The 22344-nt window shown below is 71.8% G+C and carries 20 protein-coding genes; 12 read left to right on the top strand and 8 right to left on the bottom strand.

Annotated features, from left to right (window positions below; translation table 11 throughout):
* From FXF51_RS29370 to FXF51_RS29385, 4 genes are read left to right on the top strand one after another with little or no spacing between them, the layout of a single operon-like run.
* Window positions 1–1035 carry a FecCD family ABC transporter permease gene (locus tag FXF51_RS29370; RefSeq protein WP_148437931.1) on the top strand — a complete coding sequence of 345 codons (1035 nt, stop codon included), beginning with the start codon at window positions 1–3 and terminating at the stop codon, window positions 1033–1035.
* Window positions 1032–1805, top strand: a complete 774-nt coding sequence (locus FXF51_RS29375; protein WP_148437932.1) for an ABC transporter ATP-binding protein — start codon at window positions 1032–1034, stop codon at window positions 1803–1805. The genes FXF51_RS29370 and FXF51_RS29375 overlap by 4 nt, the downstream gene beginning before the upstream one ends.
* Window positions 1802–2443 (top strand): adenosylcobinamide amidohydrolase, encoded by a 642-nt coding sequence (locus FXF51_RS29380; protein WP_148437933.1) that lies wholly within the window; start codon window positions 1802–1804, stop codon window positions 2441–2443. Before FXF51_RS29375 ends, FXF51_RS29380 begins: the two co-directional genes overlap by 4 nt.
* Window positions 2444–2497: 54 nt before the next feature.
* Window positions 2498–3082 carry a Uma2 family endonuclease gene (locus tag FXF51_RS29385; RefSeq protein ID WP_187414635.1) on the top strand — a complete coding sequence of 195 codons (585 nt, stop codon included), beginning with the start codon at window positions 2498–2500 and terminating at the stop codon, window positions 3080–3082.
* Here the strand turns inward: FXF51_RS29385 and FXF51_RS29390 are convergent.
* Window positions 3063–4736, bottom strand: coding sequence for a hydantoinase B/oxoprolinase family protein (locus FXF51_RS29390; RefSeq protein ID WP_148437935.1), 1674 nt, complete (start codon window positions 4734–4736; stop codon window positions 3063–3065). The genes FXF51_RS29385 and FXF51_RS29390 overlap by 20 nt on opposite strands.
* Window positions 4733–6751: a hydantoinase/oxoprolinase family protein gene (locus FXF51_RS29395; RefSeq protein ID WP_148437936.1), complete on the bottom strand. Its 2019-nt coding sequence runs from the start codon at window positions 6749–6751 to the stop codon at window positions 4733–4735. Before FXF51_RS29395 ends, FXF51_RS29390 begins: the two co-directional genes overlap by 4 nt.
* A 103-nt stretch (window positions 6752–6854) precedes the next feature.
* Between FXF51_RS29395 and FXF51_RS29400 the strand changes: the two genes are divergently transcribed.
* The 6 genes from FXF51_RS29400 to FXF51_RS29425 all read left to right on the top strand — a co-directional run bounded on the left by FXF51_RS29400 (window position 6855) and on the right by FXF51_RS29425 (window position 14859).
* Window positions 6855–8318, top strand: a complete 1464-nt coding sequence (locus FXF51_RS29400; RefSeq protein WP_187414636.1) for a zinc ribbon domain-containing protein — start codon at window positions 6855–6857, stop codon at window positions 8316–8318.
* The gene (locus FXF51_RS29405) at window positions 8318–10156 is read left to right on the top strand and encodes a serine/threonine protein kinase (RefSeq protein ID WP_148437937.1); all 1839 of its coding nucleotides are present in this window, start codon (window positions 8318–8320) and stop codon (window positions 10154–10156) included. Before FXF51_RS29400 ends, FXF51_RS29405 begins: the two co-directional genes overlap by 1 nt.
* Window positions 10157–10236: 80 nt before the next feature.
* Window positions 10237–10893: a response regulator gene (locus FXF51_RS29410; protein ID WP_148437938.1), complete on the top strand. Its 657-nt coding sequence runs from the start codon at window positions 10237–10239 to the stop codon at window positions 10891–10893.
* A gap of 77 nt (window positions 10894–10970) precedes the next feature.
* On the top strand, window positions 10971–13184 hold the full coding sequence (locus FXF51_RS62820) for a DUF6421 family protein (RefSeq protein ID WP_148437939.1): 2214 nt from the start codon (window positions 10971–10973) through the stop codon (window positions 13182–13184).
* On the top strand, window positions 13181–13810 hold the full coding sequence (locus FXF51_RS29420) for an SDR family NAD(P)-dependent oxidoreductase (RefSeq protein WP_148437940.1): 630 nt from the start codon (window positions 13181–13183) through the stop codon (window positions 13808–13810). The genes FXF51_RS62820 and FXF51_RS29420 overlap by 4 nt, the downstream gene beginning before the upstream one ends.
* Window positions 13807–14859: a threonine aldolase family protein gene (locus tag FXF51_RS29425; RefSeq protein WP_148437941.1), complete on the top strand. Its 1053-nt coding sequence runs from the start codon at window positions 13807–13809 to the stop codon at window positions 14857–14859. The genes FXF51_RS29420 and FXF51_RS29425 overlap by 4 nt, the downstream gene beginning before the upstream one ends.
* A gap of 16 nt (window positions 14860–14875) precedes the next feature.
* Here the strand turns inward: FXF51_RS29425 and FXF51_RS29430 are convergent, their stop codons facing one another.
* Window positions 14876–16276 (bottom strand): phytoene desaturase family protein, encoded by a 1401-nt coding sequence (locus tag FXF51_RS29430; RefSeq protein ID WP_148437942.1) that lies wholly within the window; start codon window positions 16274–16276, stop codon window positions 14876–14878.
* A gap of 3 nt (window positions 16277–16279) precedes the next feature.
* Entirely contained in the window at window positions 16280–16915 is a 636-nt protein-coding gene (locus FXF51_RS29435) for a DUF305 domain-containing protein (RefSeq protein ID WP_262379914.1), read from the bottom strand.
* Between the two features lie 156 nt (window positions 16916–17071).
* Between FXF51_RS29435 and FXF51_RS29440 the strand changes: the two genes are divergently transcribed.
* Window positions 17072–17785: a DUF3105 domain-containing protein gene (locus tag FXF51_RS29440; protein ID WP_148437943.1), complete on the top strand. Its 714-nt coding sequence runs from the start codon at window positions 17072–17074 to the stop codon at window positions 17783–17785.
* 60 nt (window positions 17786–17845) lie between these two features.
* Here FXF51_RS29440 and FXF51_RS29445 read toward each other — a convergent pair whose 3' ends face one another.
* Together FXF51_RS29445 and ald are read right to left on the bottom strand one after the other, a co-directional pair.
* The gene (locus FXF51_RS29445) at window positions 17846–18343 is read right to left on the bottom strand and encodes an EF-hand domain-containing protein (RefSeq protein WP_187414637.1); all 498 of its coding nucleotides are present in this window, start codon (window positions 18341–18343) and stop codon (window positions 17846–17848) included.
* 88 nt (window positions 18344–18431) lie between these two features.
* A complete protein-coding gene (gene ald / locus FXF51_RS29450; protein WP_148437945.1) occupies window positions 18432–19547 on the bottom strand; it encodes an alanine dehydrogenase in 1116 nt (371 codons plus the stop codon).
* Window positions 19548–19697: 150 nt separating this feature from the next.
* On the opposite strand from ald, the gene FXF51_RS29455 reads away from it, so the two are divergent.
* On the top strand, window positions 19698–20663 hold the full coding sequence (locus tag FXF51_RS29455) for an excalibur calcium-binding domain-containing protein (protein WP_148437946.1): 966 nt from the start codon (window positions 19698–19700) through the stop codon (window positions 20661–20663).
* On the opposite strand, the gene FXF51_RS29460 is transcribed toward FXF51_RS29455, so the two are convergent.
* Together FXF51_RS29460 and FXF51_RS29465 are read right to left on the bottom strand one after the other, a co-directional pair.
* Entirely contained in the window at window positions 20660–22045 is a 1386-nt protein-coding gene (locus FXF51_RS29460) for an NCS2 family permease (RefSeq protein WP_148437947.1), read from the bottom strand. The genes FXF51_RS29455 and FXF51_RS29460 overlap by 4 nt on opposite strands.
* 54 nt (window positions 22046–22099) lie before the next feature.
* Window positions 22100–22333: an EF-hand domain-containing protein gene (locus FXF51_RS29465; protein WP_148437948.1), complete on the bottom strand. Its 234-nt coding sequence runs from the start codon at window positions 22331–22333 to the stop codon at window positions 22100–22102.
* Window positions 22334–22344 lie beyond the last annotated feature (11 nt).

The following is a 22344-nucleotide window of genomic DNA, read 5'->3' on the forward strand; positions in this document are numbered from 1 at the left end:
ATGGTGACGCAGGCCGGCCCGTCCAGGGCCAGACCCCTGTGGGTGGTGGGCGCGCTGGGCGTGCTGGCCGTCTCCATGATCGCCGCCCTGCTCGACGGGGCCGCCGACATCTCGCCGTGGCAGGTCGTGCTGCAGGTCGTGGACTGGCTGCCGTTCACCCACGTGGACTCCGGGCTGGCGCCCGTCGAGCAGGGGCTGCTGTTCGAGCTGCGGCTGCCCCGCGTGCTGGTCGCCGCCGTCGTCGGCGGGCTGCTGGCCATGGCCGGCGCCGGCTACCAGGGCGTGTTCCGCAACCCGCTCGCCGACCCTTACCTGCTCGGCGCCGCCGCCGGGGCGGGGCTGGCGGCGACCGCGGCCATCGTGCTGCTGCCCGCCGTCGCCGGCAGCATCCCCGTGGCCGCCTTCCTGGGCGCCGTCGGAGGCGTGTTCCTGGCGTACACGCTGGGCAACACCGCCGGACGGGCCGGCGGCACCGCCACGCTGGTGCTCGCCGGGGTGGCGGTCACGTCGTTCCTCACCGCGATCCAGACGTTCGTCCAGCAGTTCAAGGTCGAGGAGTTGCAGCGCATCTACTCGTGGATCCTCGGCGACGTCGGCGGCGGATGGGACCAGCTCTGGCTCGTCCTGCCCTACGCCGCCGTCTCCGCCGTGCTGCTCCTGCTGCACGGGCGCATGCTGGACGTGCTGTCCGTCGGCGACGAGGAGGCCAGCAGCCTCGGGCTGCGGGCCGCCAGGGTGCGCCTCGTCGTGCTGCTGGCCGCGTCCCTGGCCACCGCCGCGGCCGTGGCGGTGAGCGGGCTGATCGGGTTCGTCGGGATCGTGGTCCCGCACGTCGTACGGCGGATCGCGGGCGGCTCGTACCGGATCGTGCTGCCGCTCTCGATGATCGGCGGGGCCGCGTTCCTCGTGCTGGCCGACCTCGTGGCCCGCACCGTGCTCGCGCCCGCCGAGCTGCCGATCGGGGTCGTGACCATGTTCGTCGGCGCGCCGTTCTTCGTGGCCGTGCTCCGCATGACCCGGCGGACCAGCACATGATCAGCGCCAGCGGCCTGTCCGTGCGGCTCGGGGAGCGCGACGTCCTCGACGGCGTCGACCTGGAGGTGCGGCGCGGCGAGTGGGTGGGCGTCATCGGGCCCAACGGAGCCGGCAAGTCCACCCTGCTCAAGGCCCTCATGGGGCTGGTCGCGCACCGGGGCGGCGTGCTGCTCGACTCGCGGCCGTCCGGCGGCCTCAAGCCGCGCGAGCGCGCCAGACTGCTGGCCTACGCGCCGCAGACCCCCGCCCTCCCACCCGACATGTCGGTCTTCGACTACGCGCTGCTCGGCCGCACCCCCTACATCCCCTACCTCGGACGCGAGAGCCGCCACGACCGCGAGGTCACCCGATCCGTACTCGAACGGCTGGACCTGACGGCGCTGGCCGGCCGCCGCGTCGGAGAGCTGTCCGGCGGCGAGCGGCAACGCGTCGTCCTCGCCAGGGCGCTCGCCCAGGAGGCCCCCGCCCTGCTGCTCGACGAGCCCACCACCGCGCTCGACCTCGGCCACCAGCAGCAGGTCCTGGAGCTGGTGGACCGGCTGCGCCGCACCGACGGCCTGACCGTCGTCACCACCCTGCACGACCTGACCGTCGCCGGCCTCTACGCCGACTCCCTCCTGCTGCTGACCCGCGGCCGGGCCGTCGCCTCCGGCGAGCCCGCCCAGGTGCTCACCGAGGAACTCGTCGGACGCCACTTCGACGCCCATGTCAAGATCGAGCCAGGGCCCGACGGGCGGCCCGTCGTGCACCTCGTGCGAGGAGGGTCGTGAAGCTCAGCTATCGCGTCGAGGAGGGGGCCCGGCTCGGGTCCCTGCTCTGGGAGTTCGGGCCGGGCTGGCGGATGATCTCCTCCGCCATGCTGGGCGGCGGCATCGGGGTGCGCGAATGGGTGCTGAACGCGCAGGTCGTGGCCGGGTACGCGCGGATGGACCCGGTCGATCACCTGGCGTCGCTGGGGCCCTGCGAGGGGGCCGGGGTCGGGATGATGACCGCGGCCTCCGTGGATCGGTACGTGCGGGCGGCCGACGCGGGTGTGGAGGCGTACGCGACCGTGGGGCTGCGGGTGCCCACCTGGGCGGCCGCGCCGGAGGGGCACACGGACCCCGAGCTGGCGCCCATCCGGGTGGGGACCATCAACATCGTGGTGGTGCTGCCTGTGGCGATGACGGACGCGGCGCTCGTGAACACGGTGATGACCGTCACGGAGGCGAAGACGCAGGCGCTCGTGGAGACGGGCTTCGCGGGGACCGGGACGGCTTCCGACGCCGTGTGCGTGGTGGTGCCTGTGGCGGGGGAGGAGGAGGTGTTCGGGGGGCCCCGGTCGGAGTGGGGGGCTCGGGTGGCTCGGGCCGTGCACGCGGCGGTGCGGAGAGGGGCCGAAGGGTGGCGGCCTCGTCACTTAAAGTGAGGGAAAAGGGGGAAGTAGCATGTGGGCGAGGGCGAGACTCCCGATAATGAGCAGGTGACCGCATTGGCGATCGAATCGACGGGGCGCACTGGCTTTCCCAGCGCGCCGTTCACCGTTGACGACCTACTCACGTTTCCCGACGACGGGAACCGCTACGAGCTCTTCAACGGGAGCCTGCTGGTGAGCCCTGCCCCGACCCCCCGGCATCAGCGCGTCATCACGAGGCTGCTGCTCGTGCTGCAGACCGCCGCACCGCCCGGGCTGGAGTGCCTGACGACGGTCAACGTGAGGTCGAGCAACGAGAATCTCTTCATCCCCGACCTCGTCGTCGTGCCGGAGGCGGTGTCCGAGGGAGTGGACCTCATGTATGCGCCGAGTGACCTCCTGCTCGCCGTGGAGGTGGTCAGCCCGAGCAGCAAGACTCATGACAGGGCCACCAAGGTCGCGGCGTACGCGGAGGCCGGCATCCCCGTGTACTGGCGGGTCGAGCCGATGGAAGGGCCGACGGTCTACGTCTACGAGCTCGACGGCAACTCCTACGCGGGGCCTGTCGCGCACAAAGCCGGAGCCGCGCTCTCCTCGGCGTCCCCCTTCCCGGTGACCTTCGACCCGGCCGACCTCATGCGTCTTCGAGGCTGACCCCGTAGTCCTCAGCCGCCCCCCGCGCCGAGACCCGCCCGGCGTCCAGGTCGGCCACCACCGCCCCCCGCTCCCGCTCCGACGCGGGCCCCAGCCCACCCCCGCCCGTGGTCTCCACGATGAACGCCTCCCCGGCCGAGAACCGCACATTGTTCACCTTGGACGCCAGCCGCTCCACCGTCCCGTCCACCCGCCGCCGGTAGAACCCGCCGACCCGCCCCGGCAGCCCACCCTCCCGCCCGGGAGGCGCGAGCCGCAGCCGGTCGCCGCGCGTCGTGACGTGGCAGTCGGCGAGGAACCGGTACACCGTGCGTGACCCCAGCCCGCCCCGGTGCCGTCCGGGGCCGCCCGAGTCGGGGATCGTCTCGATCGACTCCACGATGAGCGGGCAGCGGCTCTCCACCGGCTCCGCCTGCGGCACCGAGTTCCTGCCGACGCCGAAGTGCACGCCCGTCGCGTCCGGGCCGTCGAGGGCGCGGCGCGCGCCGACGCCGCCGAAGTCGTACGACAGGTGGATCCAGTACGGCGCCCCCACCGCCGCGATCGAGAACGGCTGCAGGATCCCGCTGGCCGCGACGGCACGCTCGGGCACCGCGTCCGAAAGCGCCTGGAAGACGGCCTCCATGGCGGCGTAGATGGGCACGTAACGGCCGCCGCAGGGGTGCGGGGAGCGGGCATTGAGCAGGGAGCCCTCGGGCAGGTGCACGTCGATGGCGCGCAGGCAGCCGTCGTTCATGGGGATCGTCGGGTCGAGGAAGCAGCGGATCGCGAACACGGCGGCGGCCAGCGACTGAGACGCGGACGCGTTGATGGCGGCGGGCACCTGCGGGTCGGTGCCGGCGAAGTCGAGCGCCGCCGTGCGCGGGCCGAGGGTGACGGCGACGCGGACGTGGTGGCGCCGGTCGAGGTCGATGCCGTCGTCGTCGATCGGGTACGACGCCTCGTACCGGCCTTCCGGCAGCTCCGCCAGCGCCGCCCTGGTCCTGTCCTCGGTGTAGGTCAGGTAGTCGTCGATGCCCGCGGCGAGGCCGTCCGCGCCGTACTCCGCGATCAGGGACTCCAGCCGGGTGGCGGCCACCGCCGTGCCGGCGACGAGGGCCCGCACGTCGCCCATGACCTTGTCCGGGGTGCGGCTGTTGGCCTTCAGGATCGCCTCGACCGAGGGCTCCAGGCCGGCGGCGGTGGCCAGGCGGACCGGGGGGAGCTGGAGCCCCTCCAGGAAGATGTCCGTGGCCAGCGGGGCCATGCCGCCCGCCGAGAGGCCGCCCAGGTCAGAGACGTGGATCATGGTGGCGGTGAAGTAGGCGGGGGCGCCGTGGACGAAGACGGGCCGGTAGACGAGCAGGTCGTTGGTGTGCACGCCGCCCCGGTAGGCGTCGTTGAGCGCGTACACGTCGCCGGGGCGCATCGTGTGCGGCGGGAGGTCGTTGAGCAGCTCGGGGAGGGCGAGCTTGAGCGCCATGCTGTTCATCAGCGTGGTGGCCATGGAGTGGGCGATCAGGCGGCCCCGTGCGTCGAGGACGGCCGCGGAGGCGTCCGAGCCCTCGACGATGAAGGTCGAGTACGCGGAGCGGACCACCACGATGCCGGCCTCCTCGGCGGCCACCACGAGGGCGTTCCTGAGCACCTCGGCGGTCAGCGGGTCCGTGGTCATGGGGTGCTCCGGGTGAGGTGGACGGCCTGGCCGGGGGTGAGGCGGGCGGTCCAGCCCGGCGGGATGACGATCGTGGAGCCGGGGTCCTCGACGATGGCGGGGCCGTCGGCCTGGCCGCCCGCTCCGGCGAGGGTGTCCCTGGTGTGGACGGGGACGTCTGTGTAGCCGCCGCACTCCGGGAAGTACGCCTTGCGGGTGCCCGCCGTTCGCGTCGCGCCGGGCTCCGCCGTACGGCTTCCCGCCGGACCGCCCGCGTCGCCAGGCGGGGTGGTGACGCGGACGCGGTAGCTGACCAGCTCGACCTCGCCCCGCTGGGTGATCCCGTACACCTCCGCGTACCGGCGGGAGAACCGCGACTCCAGCACGTCCCGGTCGCCGGACCACTCCACCGTGAGGTCGTGCGACTGGCCCTTGAAGCGGACGTCCACCGAGCGCAGCACCCGCACGCCGGGCGCGGACAGCGAGAGGCCCAGGTCGGCGGCGGCGTCCCCGGCCAGGGAGGTGAAGATCGCCTCGGGGTCGGGGGCGTCGAGGCGGGACAGGACCCGGTCGGTGGACAGGGCGCCCGACAGCAGCCCGGCCGCCGACGCCACCCCGCAGTGCGCCGGCACCGCCACCGTCCCGATGCCGAACCGCTCGGCCACCCTGGCCGCATGCATCGGTCCCGCGCCGCCGAAGGCCACCAGCGCGAAGCCGCGCGGGTCGATGCCGCGCTGCACCGTGACCACGTGCACGGCCGACGCCATGGAGGCGCTGACGATCTCGTGCACGGCGTACGCGGCCTCCTCGCGCGTCACCCCCAGCGGCGAGGCCAGCCGGTCCAGCGCCTTGTCCGCGAGCGGCGGCGACAGCGGGATGGAGGCCGAGGACAGGTAGCCGAGCACGAGGTTGGCGTCCGTGACGGTCGGCTCGGAGCCGCCGAGGCCGTAGCAGGCGGGGCCGGGGGAGGAGCCGGCCGAGCGCGGGCCGACGCGCAGCGCGCCCGCCGGGTCGAGCCAGGCCACGCTGCCGCCGCCCGCCCCCACTTCCGCCAGGTCGATGGCCGGGGTCTTGATGGGCACGCCGGTGCCCGCCCGCCGCCCGCCGAAGCTGCCCTTGCCGCCCACGTGGAACTCGTGCGTGATCTCCGGCCGCCCGCCGCGCACCACGCACGTCTTGGCGGTGGTCCCGCCCATGTCGAACGAGATCGCCTCCGCGAACCCGGCCCCGGCCGCCGCCAGCACCCCGGCGGCCGGGCCCGACTCGATCGTGGCGACGGCCCGCCTGGCGGCCAGCTCGGCGGAGATCACGCCGCCGCTGGACTCCATGACGTGGACGGGCGCGCGGATGCCGAGCTCCGCGAGCCGTTCGCGCAGGCGGGAGAGGTAGGAGGCCATCAGCGGGCCGATGTAGGCGGACATGATGGTGGTGGTGGCCCGTTCGTACTCGCGGATCTCGGGCCACACCTCGGACGAGATGACGACGGCGGGGATCGTGGCACGCAGGATCTGCGCCACCCGCCGTTCGTGGTCGGGGTTGGCGTAGGAGTGCAGGAGGCACACCGCCGCCGACTCGATGCCACGGGCGGCGATCGCGTCGGCGACCCGGTGCACCGAGGCGGTGTCGAGGGGTGTCAGTACGGCGCCGCGGGCCGAGACGCGTTCGACCACCTCGAAGCAGTCGCCGGGCGCGACCGGGGGAGGGGGCGGGGTGAAACGCAGGTCGTAGCGGTCTTCCTCGACGCGTGCGTACCGGCCGAGTGGTATGGCCGCCCGGAAACCCTGTGTCGTGACATAGGCGACACGCACCCCCTTGCGTTCGAGCACCGCGTTGGTGGCCAGAGTGGTCGCGTGGACCACCCGTGTGACCTGCGCCGGGTCGCGTCCGTCGAGCACGCGCGTAACGCCGGAGACGATGCCCGCGATGGGGTCGTAGTGGGTGCTCAAACATTTGGCCACGGATATCGCGCCGGACGTGCCTCTCAGGACCACGTCGGTGAAGGTGCCGCCGACATCGACGCCGATCGCGTAAGCCATCCAGGTACGTTATGTCCCCGAGCAAGCGCTTGTCTATGTTGTGGTCTATTGACTTACGCCATGTGATTGGGAACCTGGTCCTATTCCAGTGTTTGGAGCGGAGATGGCGCGCCTCACAGCTCTTGCCGGTGGCGCCGCGGTGGCACTGGTGCTCATCGCGACACCGGTCGCGGCCCACGAGCACCCGAGCGGGATCACCGACCTGGTGAGCCCGGCCGTGGTGCGTCTGGAAGCCGTGTCCCACGTGAAGATCACCCTGCTCGACCATATCGGCGAGCTGAAACACGTGGACCGTTCCTACAGCCTGCCGTTCGCCGCGGGCACGGGCACGGTCGTCAACCCCGACGGCACCATCGTGGCGCTCAGGCGCCTGGCGGTGAACGCGAACGACGTCGCCATCTACGCCGCGAACAAGATCTTCGCCGAGCACCACAAGGTGAAGATCCCGGCCGACTACGACAAGCACAAGCTCTCCGACGACCTGCTCGACGAGCACCTGCAGCAGTGCTACAACCCCGAGAGCGACACCGCCACCTGCATCGTCAGCGTCACCACCGACATCACGGCCTACCCCAACGTCTCACCGGCCAGCCCCGACGGCTACAAGGTCAAGTGCATCAAGGCCGGCCCCAACCCCGACGACCCGGCCGTGCTGGTGCCGCTGACCCCCGCCGCCGGCGGCGTCGGCCTGCCGACCGCGCCGCTCGCCGACAAGGTGCCCGACCAGGAGGGCTCACCCACCAACGTGGCCGGCTTCCTCGGCAGGCCGGGCCCGAACGTGGCGCACACCGTCGAGATCGCCCACCTGGGAAAGGGCGGCGTGGCGGGTGGCGCGGGCAGGCCGTTCGCCGACCCGGAGAAGAAGGTCGACGAGCCGGTCAAGCTGGGCGGCCTCGCCGACAAGGGCCTGGTCGGCGCGCCGATCATCGGCGACAAGGACGGTCACGTCATCGGCCTGCTGGTCGGCGGCGGCAAGGAAGGCAGGATGATCGGCGTCAAGGAGGTCACCGCCATCCTGGCCGCCGCCAAGGTGGTGCCGCGCAGAGGCGCCATCGACACCGCCTTCGAGGCGGCCCTGACCCGGTATCACACGAAGTACTACACCGAGGCCGCGCCCGGCTTCCAGCGCGTGCTGGAGCTCTACCCCGGCAACGTGGTGGCCGCGGCCCTGCTGAAGACCTCGCTGGCCAAGCGGGGCGGCCCGGAGGACCAGGGCACCAAGAGGGCGGCGAGCGAGCCCGAGGGGTCCACGCCGCTGTGGCCGTACATCGCGGCGGCCGGAATTCTTTTCATCGCGGCGGGGGGCGGGGCGTATCTGCTGTGGCGCCGCCGCACTCCTGAAAGACAGACAGAACTGCCACAGCCGCTGGCGGCCAGTCCTCCGCTCGACGACGGTGCGAACCAGACCGTGGTCGTGCGGCGGTCCCAGTCGTTCCAAGTGGTCCCGCAGCAACAGCAGGTGATGACCGCGCCGGACCCGGCGATCAAGTACTGCACCTCGTGCGGCATGAGACTCGGACCGGCGCATCGATTCTGCGGCTACTGCGGCCACCCCATCGAGACGTGATGCCATTGAACGAAAGATCGCTCATCGGCCAGGAGGTGGCCGGGTACTACATCGAGGACATCGTCGGCAAGGGCGGCATGGCCGTCGTCTACCTGGCACTCGACCCGAGGTTGAGCCGCCGGGTGGCGCTGAAGATCCTCAACCCGGTGCTCAGCGTCGACGACAGGTTCAGGCAACGGTTCATCCTGGAGTCCAGGACGGTCGCCAGCATCGAGCACCCCAACATCATCCCGATCTACGAGGCGAACGCGGACGTGGACGGCGTCCTGTACATCGCCATGCGGTACGTGGACGGCCTCGACCTGCGCCGCCTCATCTACGACCGAGGCCCGCTGCCGATCGGGCAGGCGAACCAGATCTTCGCGCAGACGGCCGCCGCGCTCGACGCCGCCCACGCGCACGACCTGATCCACCGCGACGTCAAGCCGGCCAACATCCTGCTGGCCGGTGACCACGTCTACCTGACCGACTTCGGCATCACCAAGCATCGCTCGTCGATCTCCGGGCTGACGCAGACCGACCAGTTCATCGGCACGCCCCGGTACATGTCGCCCGAGCAGATCAACAAGGAGCACATCGACGGCCGCTGCGACCAGTACGCGCTGGCCTGCGTGGTCTACGAGGCGCTGTCGGCGCGGCTGCCGTTCCAGCGCGAGAACGACATCGCGCTGCTCTGGGCGCACCTGGCCGAGCAGCCGACGCCGCTGTCACAGCTCCGGCCCGAGCTGCCCGCGCAGGTGGACGGCGTGATCATGCGCGCGCTGGCCAAGTCGCCCGAGCAGCGGTACGCGACCTGCACCGAGTTCGTGACCGCGCTGCGGGACGCGATCAGCGGGCAGCAGCAGGATCCCTTCGGCGACCCGTTCGGCGGCTTCGGCTCTCGGCCGAACCTGGGGTCCGGGTCGCACCTCGTGCCGCCTCCCGGGCAGAGCCCGCACTCCGGGCCCTATCCCGTGCAGCGCCGGGGGGCCCACGCGGCGCCCCAGCAGGGGCCTGGCTCGGGGCCGCACTCCCTGCCCGGCTCAGGGCCGGGATCGGGGCCGCATTCCGTGCCTGGCGCGGCGGGGCAGGGGCACAACTCCGGGCCGGGGTCAGTGCCGCCGTTCGCGGCGCCGTTCACGCAGGGTCCGGCGGGCGGGCCGGCCACCCAGCCGGCCACCCAGCCGGCCAGCCAGTCAGCCCGTCAGTCAGCCCGTCAGCCGGCCCGGCAGCCGGCCCGCCCGGCGGGCAAGCGGCCGGGCCGGGTGCCGATCGTGGCCGCCACGCTGGTGGCCGCCGTGGCCGCGCTCGCCCTGGTGGCGTTCGTGGTCATGAACAACCGCGGTGACACCTGGACGACGTACAAGACCAGCGCCGCCGCGCCGCTCACGTTCGACTACCCGGGCGACTGGACGGTGCGCACCCACCAGGACCTGTTCGCCGTGGCGTCCTCGCACGCCACGGAGTTCGAGGAGCTGTTCGTGGCCGGTCCCGGCGCCGACTGGTCCGAGGTGAAGGAGATCGTCAACAGCGACCCCGAGGGCGTCGCCGGCGTGTACGTCCAGGTCTCCGACACCCTCGACGCCAGCGGCACCGCCGAGATGATGAAGCCCAAGATGGAGGCCCTGCTCCCCGGCCAGGTCGACCTCGACAAACCCGTGCAGGACCAAGCGGGCAGCAGCCCCGCCACCCGTTTCGACGGCTCCCTGCACGACCCGGCCAGCGGCGCCAGGCTCGCCTTCGTGAGCTACGTGGTCGACCGCGAGCCCAAGACCATGCTGATCATGTACTTCTGCGGCAAGACGAGCTGCGACGACGCCACCCAGACGAGGTTCAGGCAGAGCGTGCGGATGTCCTGACTTGGAACTCACTTGCGTACGGCTTGGCAGGGGAGTTCTCGCGGTGTTCAAGGCGGCACCCCGCCGTCTAACCTCCGCGTGTGGGCATTCGCATAGTCATCGCGGACGATCAGGCGATGGTCAGGGCCGGGCTGCGCATGGTCGTCGAGAGCGATCCCGGCATGGAAGTCGTCGGAGAGGCGGCCGACGGGCGTGAGGCCGTCGCCGTGGCCAGGCGCACCCGGCCGGACATCGTCCTCATGGACATCTCGATGCCCCGGCTCGACGGGCTGGCGGCGGCCAAGGAGCTGCTGGACGCGCCCGCGCCGCCCAAGGTGATCACGCTGACCACGTTCGACACCGACGAGAACCTCTACGCCGCGCTGCGCGCCGGCACCAGCGGCTTCCTGCTGAAGGTGTCGCCGCCCGAGCAGCTGCTGGAGGCGATCAGAGTGGTGCACGCCGGCGACGCGCTGCTCGACCCGGCCGTGACGAGCCGGGTGATCGCCACGTTCGCCGGCCGCGCCGAGCCCAGGCCGTCGCCCGCTCTGGCCGAGCTGACGCCGCGTGAGCTGGAGGTGCTGCGGCTGCTGGCGCGCGGGCTCACCAACGCGGAGATCGCCAGGGACCTGTTCGTCGGGGAGGCCACGGTCAAGACGCACGTGGCGCGGGTGCTGATGAAGCTGTCGCTGCGTGACCGGGCGCAGGCCGTGGTGTTCGCGTACGAGACCGGCGTCGTACGGCCTGGGGCTGTTTAGCCGGGAGGGACTAGCGAGGATTTCCGTATATGTGTGTATATTTTCCTGCACAAGGCGGCTGATGCAGGAGATATTTCATGCGATCGTTCCCCCAGGTGTTGTTCGACGAGGCTCACAGCGAGTCGTGGACCATCCGGCGCGAGCTGGCCGAGTCCATCAATCCCGCCCATCCCGACGACAACAGCTACGCCCGCGCGGCCGGGCTGCTGCGGCACCTGGGACACACGGTCACCGCTCACCCGTCTGGCCCGCTCGGCCCCGACGTGCTGGCCGGGCAGGACGTCCTGGTGATCGCGCACCCGTCGGGTGACCGCTGGGAGCGCACCACCGGGCAGGGCAGCCCCGTCTTCACCGCCGAGGAACTGGACGCCGTCGAGGCGTTCGTCGCCGGGGGTGGCGGGCTCGTCGTGCTGGCCGAGGAGGAGCAGGACAAGTACGGCAACAACCTGCGCGCCCTGCTCGCCCGCTTCGGCGTGGACGTGCGGCACACCACCGTGCGCGACCCCCGCCACGCCCACCGGGACGTGGCCACCTGGGTGCTGGGGGAACGTTCCAGCGACCTCGGGCTGCTCGCCGGGGTGCGGACGGCCTGCTTCTACCGTGCGGGCACGCTGGCGGCCGACGGGGCGCAGGTGCTCTTCGCCACCTCCGCGACGGCGGACCCGGCGGGCGAGCCGCTGGCGGTGGCGCTGCGGCACGGCAAGGGACGGGTCGTCGTGTTCGCCGACTCCGACCTGTTCGGTGACGACTCGATCGACGATCACGATCACCGCGTGCTCTGGCAGAACGTGGTCACCTGGGCTGCCAGGCTCCCCGCCGACGGCGCCGAAGGTGCTGGCGCGGCTGGTCACGAGGTCGTCGGGAAGGCGCATGGCAAGGCGCTTGGCGCGGCGCGCGATGAGGCGCACGGCGCGGCGCGCGATGAGGCGCACGGCGCGGCGCGCGATGAGGCGAGCGGCGGGGCGCTGGGCGAGGCGGGCGGCGAGGCGTCCGTGCAGGTCAAGGCGGCCCTGTTCGGGCGGCTCAAGGAGGCCGTGGAGGAGCTGCGGCCGCTCCAGGTCAAGGACGGCTCGGTGCCGGAGGAGTCAAGGGCGCGGGCCAAGACCCTGGTGAGCCGGATCACCGCGCACGTGAGCGAGATCTCCGAGCACTTCCCGCACGACGCCGCCTACCTCCAGGCCGTCAGGAACGACCTGACCAAGTGGTCGGCACAGGACCTGGGCGTGCCCGACTTCCTCGACTCGCTGAACCACTTCCACCCCGACACCCAGCGCCTCGACAGGCTGGAGCACGTCGTGGTGTTCCCCATGTACACCCAGAACGGCAACCCGGTCCGCAATCTGGAAGCCGTCTGGATCCGCACGATCTGGCCCGGCTGGCTGGCCGAGCTGGAGGCGGGCGGCTACGACAACCCGATGTTCGTGCCGATCGCGTTCGTGGACTTCACCTCCGGCTACGACACGCACTCGGCGGTGCTGTTCCCCGAGACGGTGGCGGTGCGGCAGGCGCCCGCCAGGTTCACCTGGGGCGGGATCTTCGCCGACCGCGAGGCCGCCAGGTTCAGGCGGGTCTCCTCGGCCGCCGTCGAGACGCTCAGGCTGGACCTGCCGCCCGACGCCGAGCGGCTGCTGGCCTCGCAGCGGCTGGCGCAGGACACGTTCGTGCTCTGGGACCTGGTGCACGACCGCACCCACAGCCACGGCGACCTGCCGTTCGACCCGTTCATGATCAAGCAGCGGATGCCGTACTGGCTGTACGCGCTGGAGGAGCTGCGCTGCGACCTGACCGCGTTCGGGGAGGCTGTGGAGCTGGAGCGGCGGGGTGTGCCGTACGCGCGGTACGTGCAGACGGCGATCCTGTTCGACCGGCTGTTCCGCTTCCCCGTCACGGGGGAGCGGGTGCGCAACTACGACGGGCTCGGCGGGCAGCTCCTGTTCGCCTACCTGCACCGCAACGACGTCGTGCGGTGGACCGACAACCGGCTCACGATCGACTGGGACCGGGTCGCCGACGGGGTGGCCGATCTGCGCGGGGAGGTCGAGAAGCTGTATCGCGACAGCATCGACCGGTCCAAGCTGGCGCACTGGCTGGCGGCGTACGAGCTGGTGAGCGCGTACGTGGCGGCGCATCCCGGCTCGACCTGGGCGAAGGGGGTGGACGCGCTGCCCGAGGAGCAGAAGGCGAAGGTGGACGCGGTGCTGCCCGACGAGTTCCCGCTCAGCATGTTCTACGAGGCACTGCGCCGTAAGCTGACAGACGTAGTCGAATCGACTAAGGGACTCCGAGCATGATCATTCTGGTTACCGGGGCCGGAGGGCCCGCAGGTGAGGCCGTGTCCGGATATTTCCGGAAACAGGGTCACACTGTGATCGGCGTGGACAAGCAGGACGTGGACCTGCTCGACCGCGCCGCCGTACAGGGCCTCGCCGACCGCGTCGAGCGCGAGCACGGCCGCGTGGACGGCGTGGTGCACCTGGTCGGCGGCTGGCGCGGGGCCGGCTCGTTCGCCGAGACCGACCTGCGCGACTGGGACCTCCTGCACGACCTGCTGATCCGCACCCTCCAGCACGTCTCGCTGGCCTTCGAGCCGCTGCTGCGCCGCAGCGACGACGGCCGCTTCGTGATCGTCTCGGCCAAGGCGGCACAGGCCCCGTCCGCCGGAGGAGCAGTCTACGCGGCGGCCAAGGCGGCGGCGGAGGCCTGGACGCTCTCCCTGGCCGACGCGCTCAGGGGCACCTCCAGCGCGGCCACCGTCCTCGTCGTCAAGGCACTGGTGAACGACTCCATGCGCGCGGCGAACCCCGACGCGAAGTTCTCCGGCTTCACCGACGTCGGCGACCTGGCGGCGGCCATCGGCGGGCTCTACGAACGCCCCGCCGCAGAGATCAACGGCACACGATTGGACCTGTCTTCTTGAACCCCCGGCACGACCCCCGGCTCAAGGCCTTCGCCAGCGACAACTACGCCGGGGTGCACCCCGAGATCCTCCAGGCCATCGTCGCCGCCAACGGCGGCCACCAGACCTCCTACGGCGACGACGTCTACACCGAGGCCATGCGGGAGGTCTTCCAGCAGCACTTCGGCGAGCGCGCGCAGGCGTGGCCGGTGTTCAACGGCACCGCCGCCAACGTCGTCTCCCTGCGCTCCATGACCGCGCAGTGGGAGGCGGTCATCTGCGCCGAGAGCGCCCACATCAACACCGACGAGGGCGGCGCCCCCGAGGTGGCGGGCGGCATCAAGCTGCTCACCGTCCCCACGCCCGACGGCAAGCTCACCCCCGAGCTGATCGACCGGCAGGCCTGGGGCTTCGGCGACGTGCACCGCGCCCAGCCGAAGGTGGTCTCCATCTCCAACACCACCGAGCTGGGCACCGTCTACACCGCCGCCGAGATCGCCGCGATCTGCTCGCACGCCCACGACCTGGGCCTGCTCGTGCACCTCGACGGCTCCCGCCTGACCAACGCCGCCGCCGCGCTCGACGTCCCGATGCGGGCGCTGACCACCGACGCGGGCGTGGACGTGATCTCCTTCGGCGGCACGAAGATCGGCCTGATGTACGGCGAGGCCGTCGTCGTGCTCAACCCGGACGCCGCCACCGGCATCGACTACCTGCGCAAGACGTTCATGCAGCTCTCGTCGAAGATGCGGTTCGTCTCGGTGCAGTTCGAGGCGCTGCTGTCGGGCGACCTGTGGCTGCGCAACGCCCGGCGGGCCAACGAGATGGCGCGGCGGCTGGCCGAGGCGGTCGGGCGGGTGCCCGGGGTGCGGGTGGCCAGGGCGGTCGAGGCCAACGCCGTGTTCGCGGCGCTGCCCCCGGACGTGGCCGAGCGGCTGCGCAAGCGGTTCAGGTTCTACGACTGGACGGACGGGGAGGTGCGGTGGATGTGCGCGTTCGACACGACGGAGGAGGACGTGGACGCCTTCGCGGCCGCGCTCGCCGAGGAGATGAGCGACACCCGCCGCTGAGACCCCGAGAGCGGGCTCAGCGGTGGCGCAGGGCGAGGCGGGCGGCCTGCCAGCCGCCCATCCCGTGCACCCCGGGCCCCGGCGGCGTCGAGGACGAGCAGAGGAACACCCCCGGCAGCGGCGTGCGCCACGGGGCGGGCGACCAGACCGGACGGCGGGCGAACTGCGCCAGGCTGGCCAGCCCGCCCCCGATGTCGCCGCCCACCAGGTTGGGGTCGGCGGCCTCCAGCTCGGCGGGCCCCATCGCGTGCCTGGCCAGCACCCGGTCGCGGAAGCCGGGCGCGTACCGCTCGATCTGGGCCTCGACGGTGTCCGTCAGGTCGGCCCGCGAGCCGTGCGGGACGTGGCAGTAGGCCCACAGGGTGTGCCCGCCGCGCGTCGGATCGGCCGCGTACGGCTGGACGAGCAGCACGTACGGCCGGGGCGAGACCCGCCCGGCACTCGCCTCGGCCTCGCTGAGCGCGATCTCCTCCAGGGTCCCGCCCAGGTGCACCGTGCCCGCCGAGGCCACCGCCGGGTCGCGCCACGGCACCGGCCCGTCCAGCGCCCAGTCCAGCTTGAACACGCCGGGCCCGTACCGGTAGCGCTCCAGCCGCCGCCGGTACCCGCCGGGCAGGTCGGCCATCGCGAGCAGTTGCCTGGGCGTCACGTCGAGCACGACGATCGGCGCGTCCAGCTCCGACAGCCGCCGCACCCGGTGCCCGGTGACCGCCTCGCCGCCCAGCGACCTGAGCTCGGCCACCAGCGCGTCGGCGAGCACCTGCGACCCGCCGCGCACCACCGGCCAGCCCACCAGGTGGGCCAGCACGGCGAGGGTCAGCCCGTAACCGGCCGAGATGGGGGCGCGCAGGTCGAGCATGGAGTGCGCGGCCATGCCCGCCATCAGCGCCCGCGCCCGCTCGGTCCTGAACGCGCCTCTGGCGAACGTGGTGGCGGGCAGCGCCGCTCCCAGCCCGAACCTGGCGGCCCTGGCGAACGTCATCGGCCGCGCCGGCCACGGCCCCAGCGGCTTGAGCAGCAGCTCCACCAGCGGCAGCCCGGCCCGCACCGCCGCGCCCACGGTGGCCGTGTACGCGGCCCCGTCGCGCCCCAGCCCTTCGGCGGTGCGCCGGACGTCGCGGTGCACGAGCACGGCGGGCCGCCCGTCGAGCGGGTGGGCGGCGACCACCGGCGGATGGGCGAACTCGACCCCCTTGAGGTCCAGCTCCCTGAACGCGGGGGAGGCCAGCGCCATCGCCATCACGGTCGCGCCCAGGTCGTGCACGTGCCCGGGCAGCGTCAGCTCGGCGGAGCGCAGCCCGCCGCCGAACCGCTCGGCCGCCTCCAGCAGCAGCACCTCGCGCCCGGCGCGGGCCAGCATGACGGCCGCCATCAGGCCGTTGGGCCCCGATCCCACGACGACCGCGTCGGCGCCCATCGCCTACTGGCTCTTCAGCATCGACGGGTAGGGCTGCGCGCCGCGCTGCTTGAGCAGCTCCGTCATGAGCTTGATCTCCCCGCTCTGCCCGCCGACGATCTTCTGCGCCATGCTGACCACCTCGCTGCGCGTGGACAGCTTGAGCAGCCCCTCGGCCATCTGCACGCCGCCCTCATGGTGGCGGATCATGAGCTGCAGGAACAGCACCTCGGCCTGCGTGCCCTGCGCCTGCTTGAGCTTGGTCAGCTCGTCGGCCGAGGCCATGCCGGGCATCACACCCGGCGTCACACCCGGCGTCGCCGCCGGTGTGGCGCCGTGCCCGTGACCGCTCATCCAGGCCATCGGCCGCTGGTCGGTCGCCTGGTTGAGCTTCCACTGCTGCAGCCAGCCCTGGAACATGCCGCGCTGGTTCGACTGGGTGTTGATGATGTCGAAGGCCAGGCTCCTGATCTCCCTGGCGGGGCCCTTGTCCCTGATGATGAACGCCATGTCGACGGCCTGGGCGTGGTGGGTGGCCATGTCGCGGGCGAAACCGGCCTCCGGTGAGGTGTCGCCGGGCGTGCCGTCACGGCCGAACAGCAGGAACGCGGCCACGGCGAGCACCAGCACGCCGCAGATGATCAGAATGGGTTTTCTCACCGGCTTTTCCATGGCTGCTCCAGCGTACCCACCTGTGGCCCACCTGCGGGCACGCCGGTTCGCAGGGCTGTGATCGGACGCTTATGTCCCGCTTATTCTCCGCATACGCCCGCAGGGCATAGGGTGACCCGGAGTTGGTACGCCGATGGAGGAACGATGACGAAGGAGAAGGCGCAGGCGAGGCGCGAGAACCTGCAGAAACTGCGGGCCGAGCAGAAGCGCAAACAACGCCGCGCCGCACTGCTGATGTGGGGCACGGGCGGGCTCATCATCGTGGTGCTCGTCGGCGTGGTGGGCTTCTACCTGGTCAATCAGGCCAGGCAGACCTCGTTGGACGCTGTGACCAGCGCGAAGTACGAAGGCAGCCAGCATGTCTGGAACGCCGTGACGTACAAGGAGACGCCCCCGGTGGGCGGCCAGCACAACAACTACTGGCAGCAGTGCGCGATCTACGACAAGCCGATCCACCCGGAGCACGCGGTGCACTCGATGGAGCACGGCGCGATCTGGATCACCTACCGGCCCGACCTGCCCAAGGCGCAGGTCGACAAGCTGAAGGAGATCGCGTCCTCCACGGGGCAGCAGGACTACATGCTGATGAGCCCGTTCCCCAACCTGCCGTCGCCGGTCGTGGTGTCCTCCTGGAACCACCAGCTCAAGCTGACCGATCCGGCCGACCCGAAGCTCGGGGCGTTCATCAAGCGCTACCAGAACGGCCCTGACACGCCCGAGCCGGGCGCCACCTGTGGCGGCAACGACGCGATCACCACCACGGCCGACCAGGCCCCCCTGCCGCCGGAGCCCACGAACCAGCAGCAGGCGCCGATGGAGACGCTGGCCCCCTCGGCCAGCCCATCGCAGCAGCAGTAGCAGCGGTGCGAGGACGTCAGGGCCCGGCCCCCGCCGGGCCCTGACGTGTGTCCTGGCTCCTCAGCCCCCGCTGATGAGCAGGCCGTGGCGGGCCCTGGCGAACTCCTCGAACGAGATGCGCCCGTCGCCGTCGCTGTCGGCCTCGGTGAAGGCGGTGGCGAGGCCGGTGTCCCGGTGGCTCCAGAGCGAGCGGAACTCCTCGGCGCTGATGTGCCCGTCGCCGTCGTGGTCGGCCACGGTGAAGGTGGCCTTGGAGATCGGCGCCAGCACCGCTTCGAGTGCGCCGGTGCGTACCAGCATCTCGAAGGAGCGCACGTACTCCTCCTTGCTGATCTCGCCGTCGCGGTCGGTGTCCAGCGCGCGGGCGTGGGTGTCCCAGGCGTTGAGGAACGCGTCGACCAGGGCCTCTCCGGCGGGTGTGTCGGGGCGGACGCCGGCCCGCTGGAGCCGCTGCTGGGCGAGCGCCAGGTAGTCGTGGCGGGTGAGGAAGCCGTCGTTGTCGGCGTCCAGGTCGTCGAAGTTGCGCTCCGCGCTCTCACGGAAGCTCGGCAGGGACATCACCACTCCGATCATTACGGTGAGTAGCTGATCGCTACTTAGGGTAACTCTTCGGATGCTGGATGCCCAGAGGCGCAGGGGAATCCGTTCAGCCGAGCACGTCGCCGGGCGCCGTCCACTCCAGCCCGTGCGCCTGGGCCACGGGGCGGCTGGTCAGGCGGCCCTCGTGCGTGTTCAGGCCGAGCGCCAGCGCCGGGTCCTCGCGCATCGCGCGCTGCCAGCCCAGGTCGGCGATGGCCAGCGCGTACGGGAGCGTCACGTTCGTCAGCGCGAACGTGGAGGTGTGCGGCACCGCGCCCGGCATGTTGGCCACGCAGTAGAAGACCGAGTCATGCACCCGGTACGTCGGCTCCTCGTGCGTGGTCGGCCGCGAGTCCTCGAAGCAGCCGCCCTGGTCGATCGAGATGTCCACCAGCACCGAGCCCGGCTTCATGCGGCTGACCAGGTCGTTGCTGACCAGCTCTGGGGCCTTGGCGCCGGGCACCAGCACCGCGCCGATGACCAGGTCGGCCTCCAGCACCGCGCGCTCGATCTCCAGCATGTTGGACGCGACGGTCTGGCAGTGGCCCTGGTAGATCAGGTCGGCCCGGCGCAGCTTGTCGATGTTCATGTCGAGCAGCACCACCTCGGCCTGCATGCCGAGGGCGATGGCGGCGGCGTTCATGCCCGAGACCCCGGCCCCGATCACCACCACGTGCGCCGCGCGCACCCCCGACACCCCGCCCATGAGCACGCCCCTGCCGCCCGCCGAGCGCATCAGGTGGTAGGCGCCCACCTGCGGCGCCAGCCGGCCCGCCACCTCCGACATGGGCGCCAGCAGCGGCAGCGCACCGTTCGCCGTCTGCACCGTCTCGTAGGCGACCGCGGTGCAGCCCGACTCCAGCAGCGCCCGCGTGCAGGGCCGCGAGGCGGCCAGATGCAGGTACGTGAACAGCACCAGCCCCTTGCGCAGCCGGTGGTACTCCTCCGCCTCCGGCTCCTTGACCTTCATCACCAGGTCGGCCTCGCCCCACAGCTCGTCGGCGGCGGGCACCAGCACGGCGCCCGCGGCGGCGAAGTCGGCGTCGGGGATCGCGGAGCCGGCTCCGGCGTCGCGCTCGACCAGGACGTGGTGACCGTGGCGAGCCAGCTCGTGCACCCCCGCCGGGGTCAGCGCCACCCGGTACTCGCTGTTCTTGACCTCACGCGGCACACCGATCTTCATGCCGTCACTCTTCCCGGGGATCCAGGGTTTCCTCCTCCATTCTTCCCCCGGTCTATCAGTTGAGTGAGGATTATCCGGCGGATTACCCCGGTGTGCCTTCTCCTCGATAGGCTCACCGGCAGCCCGAACGTCAGGATGGGATCGTCATCGATGGACAAGCCGGAAGAGCCGCCACCCGCGGACCCGGGGGAGCCGACCGCCAGCAGACTCACCACCATCGTGCTGATCGTCTCGCTGGTGGTCGTCGTGCTCGTCGCAGGCGTGCTCGGCACGGTCGCCGTCCTCATGACCAGAAGCCCTGACACGCCGCTGTTAGGGGCCGCGCCGCCGCGCTACCTGTCGGTGCCCATCCACTTCGCGCCCGTCAGGGAGACCAAGGTCGCGCCGTGCCCCGGCGACCCGGCCGTGCTCGACGCGGCGCAGACCACCTGCTACCTGCTGGAGGACGGAGTCACCGTCGCGGCCGTGCAGCGCATCGAGCCGCTGCGCGAGGACGACGGCCTCTATTCCGTGCGCATCGCGGTCGCGCCCGCGTTCAAGGAGAAGCTGGTGCGGCTGGTCGACGAGCTGGCGCCCGAGCAGCAGCAGATCGCGATCGTGCTGGCGCCCGCACAGGCCGACCAGCCCAAGACGGTGATCGCCGCGCCCATCGTTACCCAGCCGATGGACGGCGACAGCGTGAGCATCGCCGGCTTCACCAAGGAGGACGCCGACGCGCTGGTGTCCCGCCTGCTGGGCAGCTCGGCCAGCCCCGGCGCCGGCACCGCGACCCCTCCGACCGGCCAGCCCGCCACCCCTCCGACCGGGCAGCCCACGGGCCCCGCCACGTCGGGCCAGCCGACCGGCGGCACCGGCCCGACCGGCACGACCGGCACGACCGGTTCCACGGGCACGACCGGTTCCACTGGCACGACCGGCTCCACGGGCACCTCGCGGCCCGGCGGCACCGCGCCCGCCACCAACGGCCGGGGCGGCGTCGACAAGCGCTACACGAGCTGCAAGGAGGCCGTGGCGGCCGGCGACGGGCCCTACTACAAGGGCACGCACGAGGAGTACAACTGGTACACCGACGTCGACAACAACGATGTCGCCTGCAACAGCGGCGACATCCGCTAGGCGAACAGCTCCTCCAGCCAGTCGATGCCGAAGTAGGCCAGGAAGACCAGCGAGACCACCCACAGCAGCCACGGGATCTCCGAGAACCGCCCCCTGACCGCCTTGATCAGCGTGTAGACGATCACGCCGGCGCCCACGCCGTTCGTGATCGAGTACGTGAACGGCATCAGCGCGATCGTCAGGAACGCCGGCACGGCCAGGTCCAGGTCGTTCCACGGCACGTTCCTGCTCTGCATCATCATCAGCGCCCCCACCAGCACCAGCGCGGGCGCCGCGGCGGCGGCGGGCACCACCGCCGCCAGCGGCGTGAACAGCAGCGTCAGCCCCAGCAGCGCGCCGGTCACCACGCTGGCGAGCCCGGTGCGCGCGCCCTCCCCGACACCGGCCGCCGACTCCACGAAGACGGTGTTCGCCGAGGCGCTGGCCCCGCCGCCCACCATGCCGGCCACGCCGTCCACGGTCAGGATGCGGCCCAGCCTGGGCACCCGGCCCTGCTCGTCCACCAGCCCGGCCTCGTCGCTGACGCCGATGATCGTCCCCATGGCGTCGAAGAAGCCCGACAGCACCAGCGTGAACAGCACCACGGTGGCCGTCAGCGCCCCCGCCGTGACGAACCCGCCGAACAGGTCGAACTGCCCGACCAGCCCGAAGTCCGGCGCCGCGACCAGCGACTCCGGCATGCGCGGCGCGACCACGCCCCACGCCGCCGGGTCGATGGTGTTGACCGAGTTGACCAGGATGGCCAGCGCCGCCGTCACGGCGATGCTGATCAGGATGGCGGCGGGGACGCGGCGCACGTACAGGAGGATCATCAGGAGCAGGCCGAAGCAGAAGACCGCGACCGGCCAGCCCGTGAGGTGCCCGGTCGCGCCGAGTTGCACGGGGGTGCCCGAGCCCGGCGCGACGAAGCCCGCGTCCACCAGGCCGATCAGCGCGATGAACAGGCCGATCCCGACGCTGATCGCGTGCTTGAGCGCCAGCGGGATCGCGTTCATGATCAGGGTGCGCAGGCCGGTCACGGCCAGCAGGATGATCACGGCGCCTTCCAGCACGACCAGGCCCATCGCCTGGGCCCAGGTCATGTGCGGGGCCGCCTGGTAGGCGACGACCGCGTTCAGGCCGAGCCCGGCGGCCAGCCCGAACGGCGCGTTGCCGACGAAGGCCATGAGCAGCGTGGAGATCGCCGCGGCCAGCGCCGTGGAGGTGGTCAGCTCCGCGATCGAGAGCCGGGCGCCGGTGACGTCCCTGGCCCCCGCCAGGATGATCGGGTTGAGCAGGATGATGTAGGCCATGGCCATGAAGGTCGTCAGACCGCCACGCACCTCGCGGCCTGCGGTGGTGCCTCGCCCCGTCAGCTCGAAGAATCTGTCGAGCACCGCCATTCCCCCCTCGTGATCAGGGGGAATGCCGGGTTGCCTACCCCGCCGTGGGCGAGATCACGCCTTCTCGTGGCGGCCGTGGCCCACCAGGGCGACGAACTCCTCCAGCTTGATCGTGCCGTCGCCGTCGCTGTCGGCCGAGGCGATGAACGCCTCGACCTCGCTCTCGGACGCGCCCTGCCCGCCCAGCGCGTCGTTGGCCTGCCGGATCTCGTCAGCGGTCAGCCGGCCGTCGCCGTCGGTGTCGAAGCGCTTGAACTCCGCCTCTGCCGCCTCGCGTGCGGTTGTCATCGCGGTGCCCC

This window comes from Nonomuraea sp. PA05 (genome assembly GCF_008086045.1).
Classification (GTDB): domain Bacteria; phylum Actinomycetota; class Actinomycetes; order Streptosporangiales; family Streptosporangiaceae; genus Nonomuraea; species Nonomuraea monospora.

Bases quoted from the DNA above. Each gene is read 5' to 3' on its own strand.
- FXF51_RS29370 (WP_148437931.1), top strand. From the start codon at position 1: ATGGTGACGCAGGCCGGCCCGTCCAGGGCCAGACCCCTGTGGGTGGTG.
- FXF51_RS29375 (WP_148437932.1), top strand. From the start codon at position 1,032: ATGATCAGCGCCAGCGGCCTGTCCGTGCGGCTCGGGGAGCGCGACGTC.
- FXF51_RS29390 (WP_148437935.1), bottom strand. From the start codon at position 4,736: ATGACCACGGACCCGCTGACCGCCGAGGTGCTCAGGAACGCCCTCGTG.
- FXF51_RS29395 (WP_148437936.1), bottom strand. From the start codon at position 6,751: ATGGCTTACGCGATCGGCGTCGATGTCGGCGGCACCTTCACCGACGTG.
- FXF51_RS29400 (WP_187414636.1), top strand. From the start codon at position 6,855: ATGGCGCGCCTCACAGCTCTTGCCGGTGGCGCCGCGGTGGCACTGGTG.
- FXF51_RS29405 (WP_148437937.1), top strand. From the start codon at position 8,318: ATGCCATTGAACGAAAGATCGCTCATCGGCCAGGAGGTGGCCGGGTAC.
- FXF51_RS62820 (WP_148437939.1), top strand. From the start codon at position 10,971: ATGCGATCGTTCCCCCAGGTGTTGTTCGACGAGGCTCACAGCGAGTCG.
- FXF51_RS29420 (WP_148437940.1), top strand. From the start codon at position 13,181: ATGATCATTCTGGTTACCGGGGCCGGAGGGCCCGCAGGTGAGGCCGTG.
- FXF51_RS29430 (WP_148437942.1), bottom strand. From the start codon at position 16,276: ATGGGCGCCGACGCGGTCGTCGTGGGATCGGGGCCCAACGGCCTGATG.
- FXF51_RS29440 (WP_148437943.1), top strand. From the start codon at position 17,072: ATGACGAAGGAGAAGGCGCAGGCGAGGCGCGAGAACCTGCAGAAACTG.
- FXF51_RS29445 (WP_187414637.1), bottom strand. From the start codon at position 18,343: ATGTCCCTGCCGAGCTTCCGTGAGAGCGCGGAGCGCAACTTCGACGAC.
- ald (WP_148437945.1), bottom strand. From the start codon at position 19,547: ATGAAGATCGGTGTGCCGCGTGAGGTCAAGAACAGCGAGTACCGGGTG.
- FXF51_RS29455 (WP_148437946.1), top strand. From the start codon at position 19,698: ATGGACAAGCCGGAAGAGCCGCCACCCGCGGACCCGGGGGAGCCGACC.
- FXF51_RS29460 (WP_148437947.1), bottom strand. From the start codon at position 22,045: ATGGCGGTGCTCGACAGATTCTTCGAGCTGACGGGGCGAGGCACCACC.
- FXF51_RS29465 (WP_148437948.1), bottom strand. From the start codon at position 22,333: ATGACAACCGCACGCGAGGCGGCAGAGGCGGAGTTCAAGCGCTTCGAC.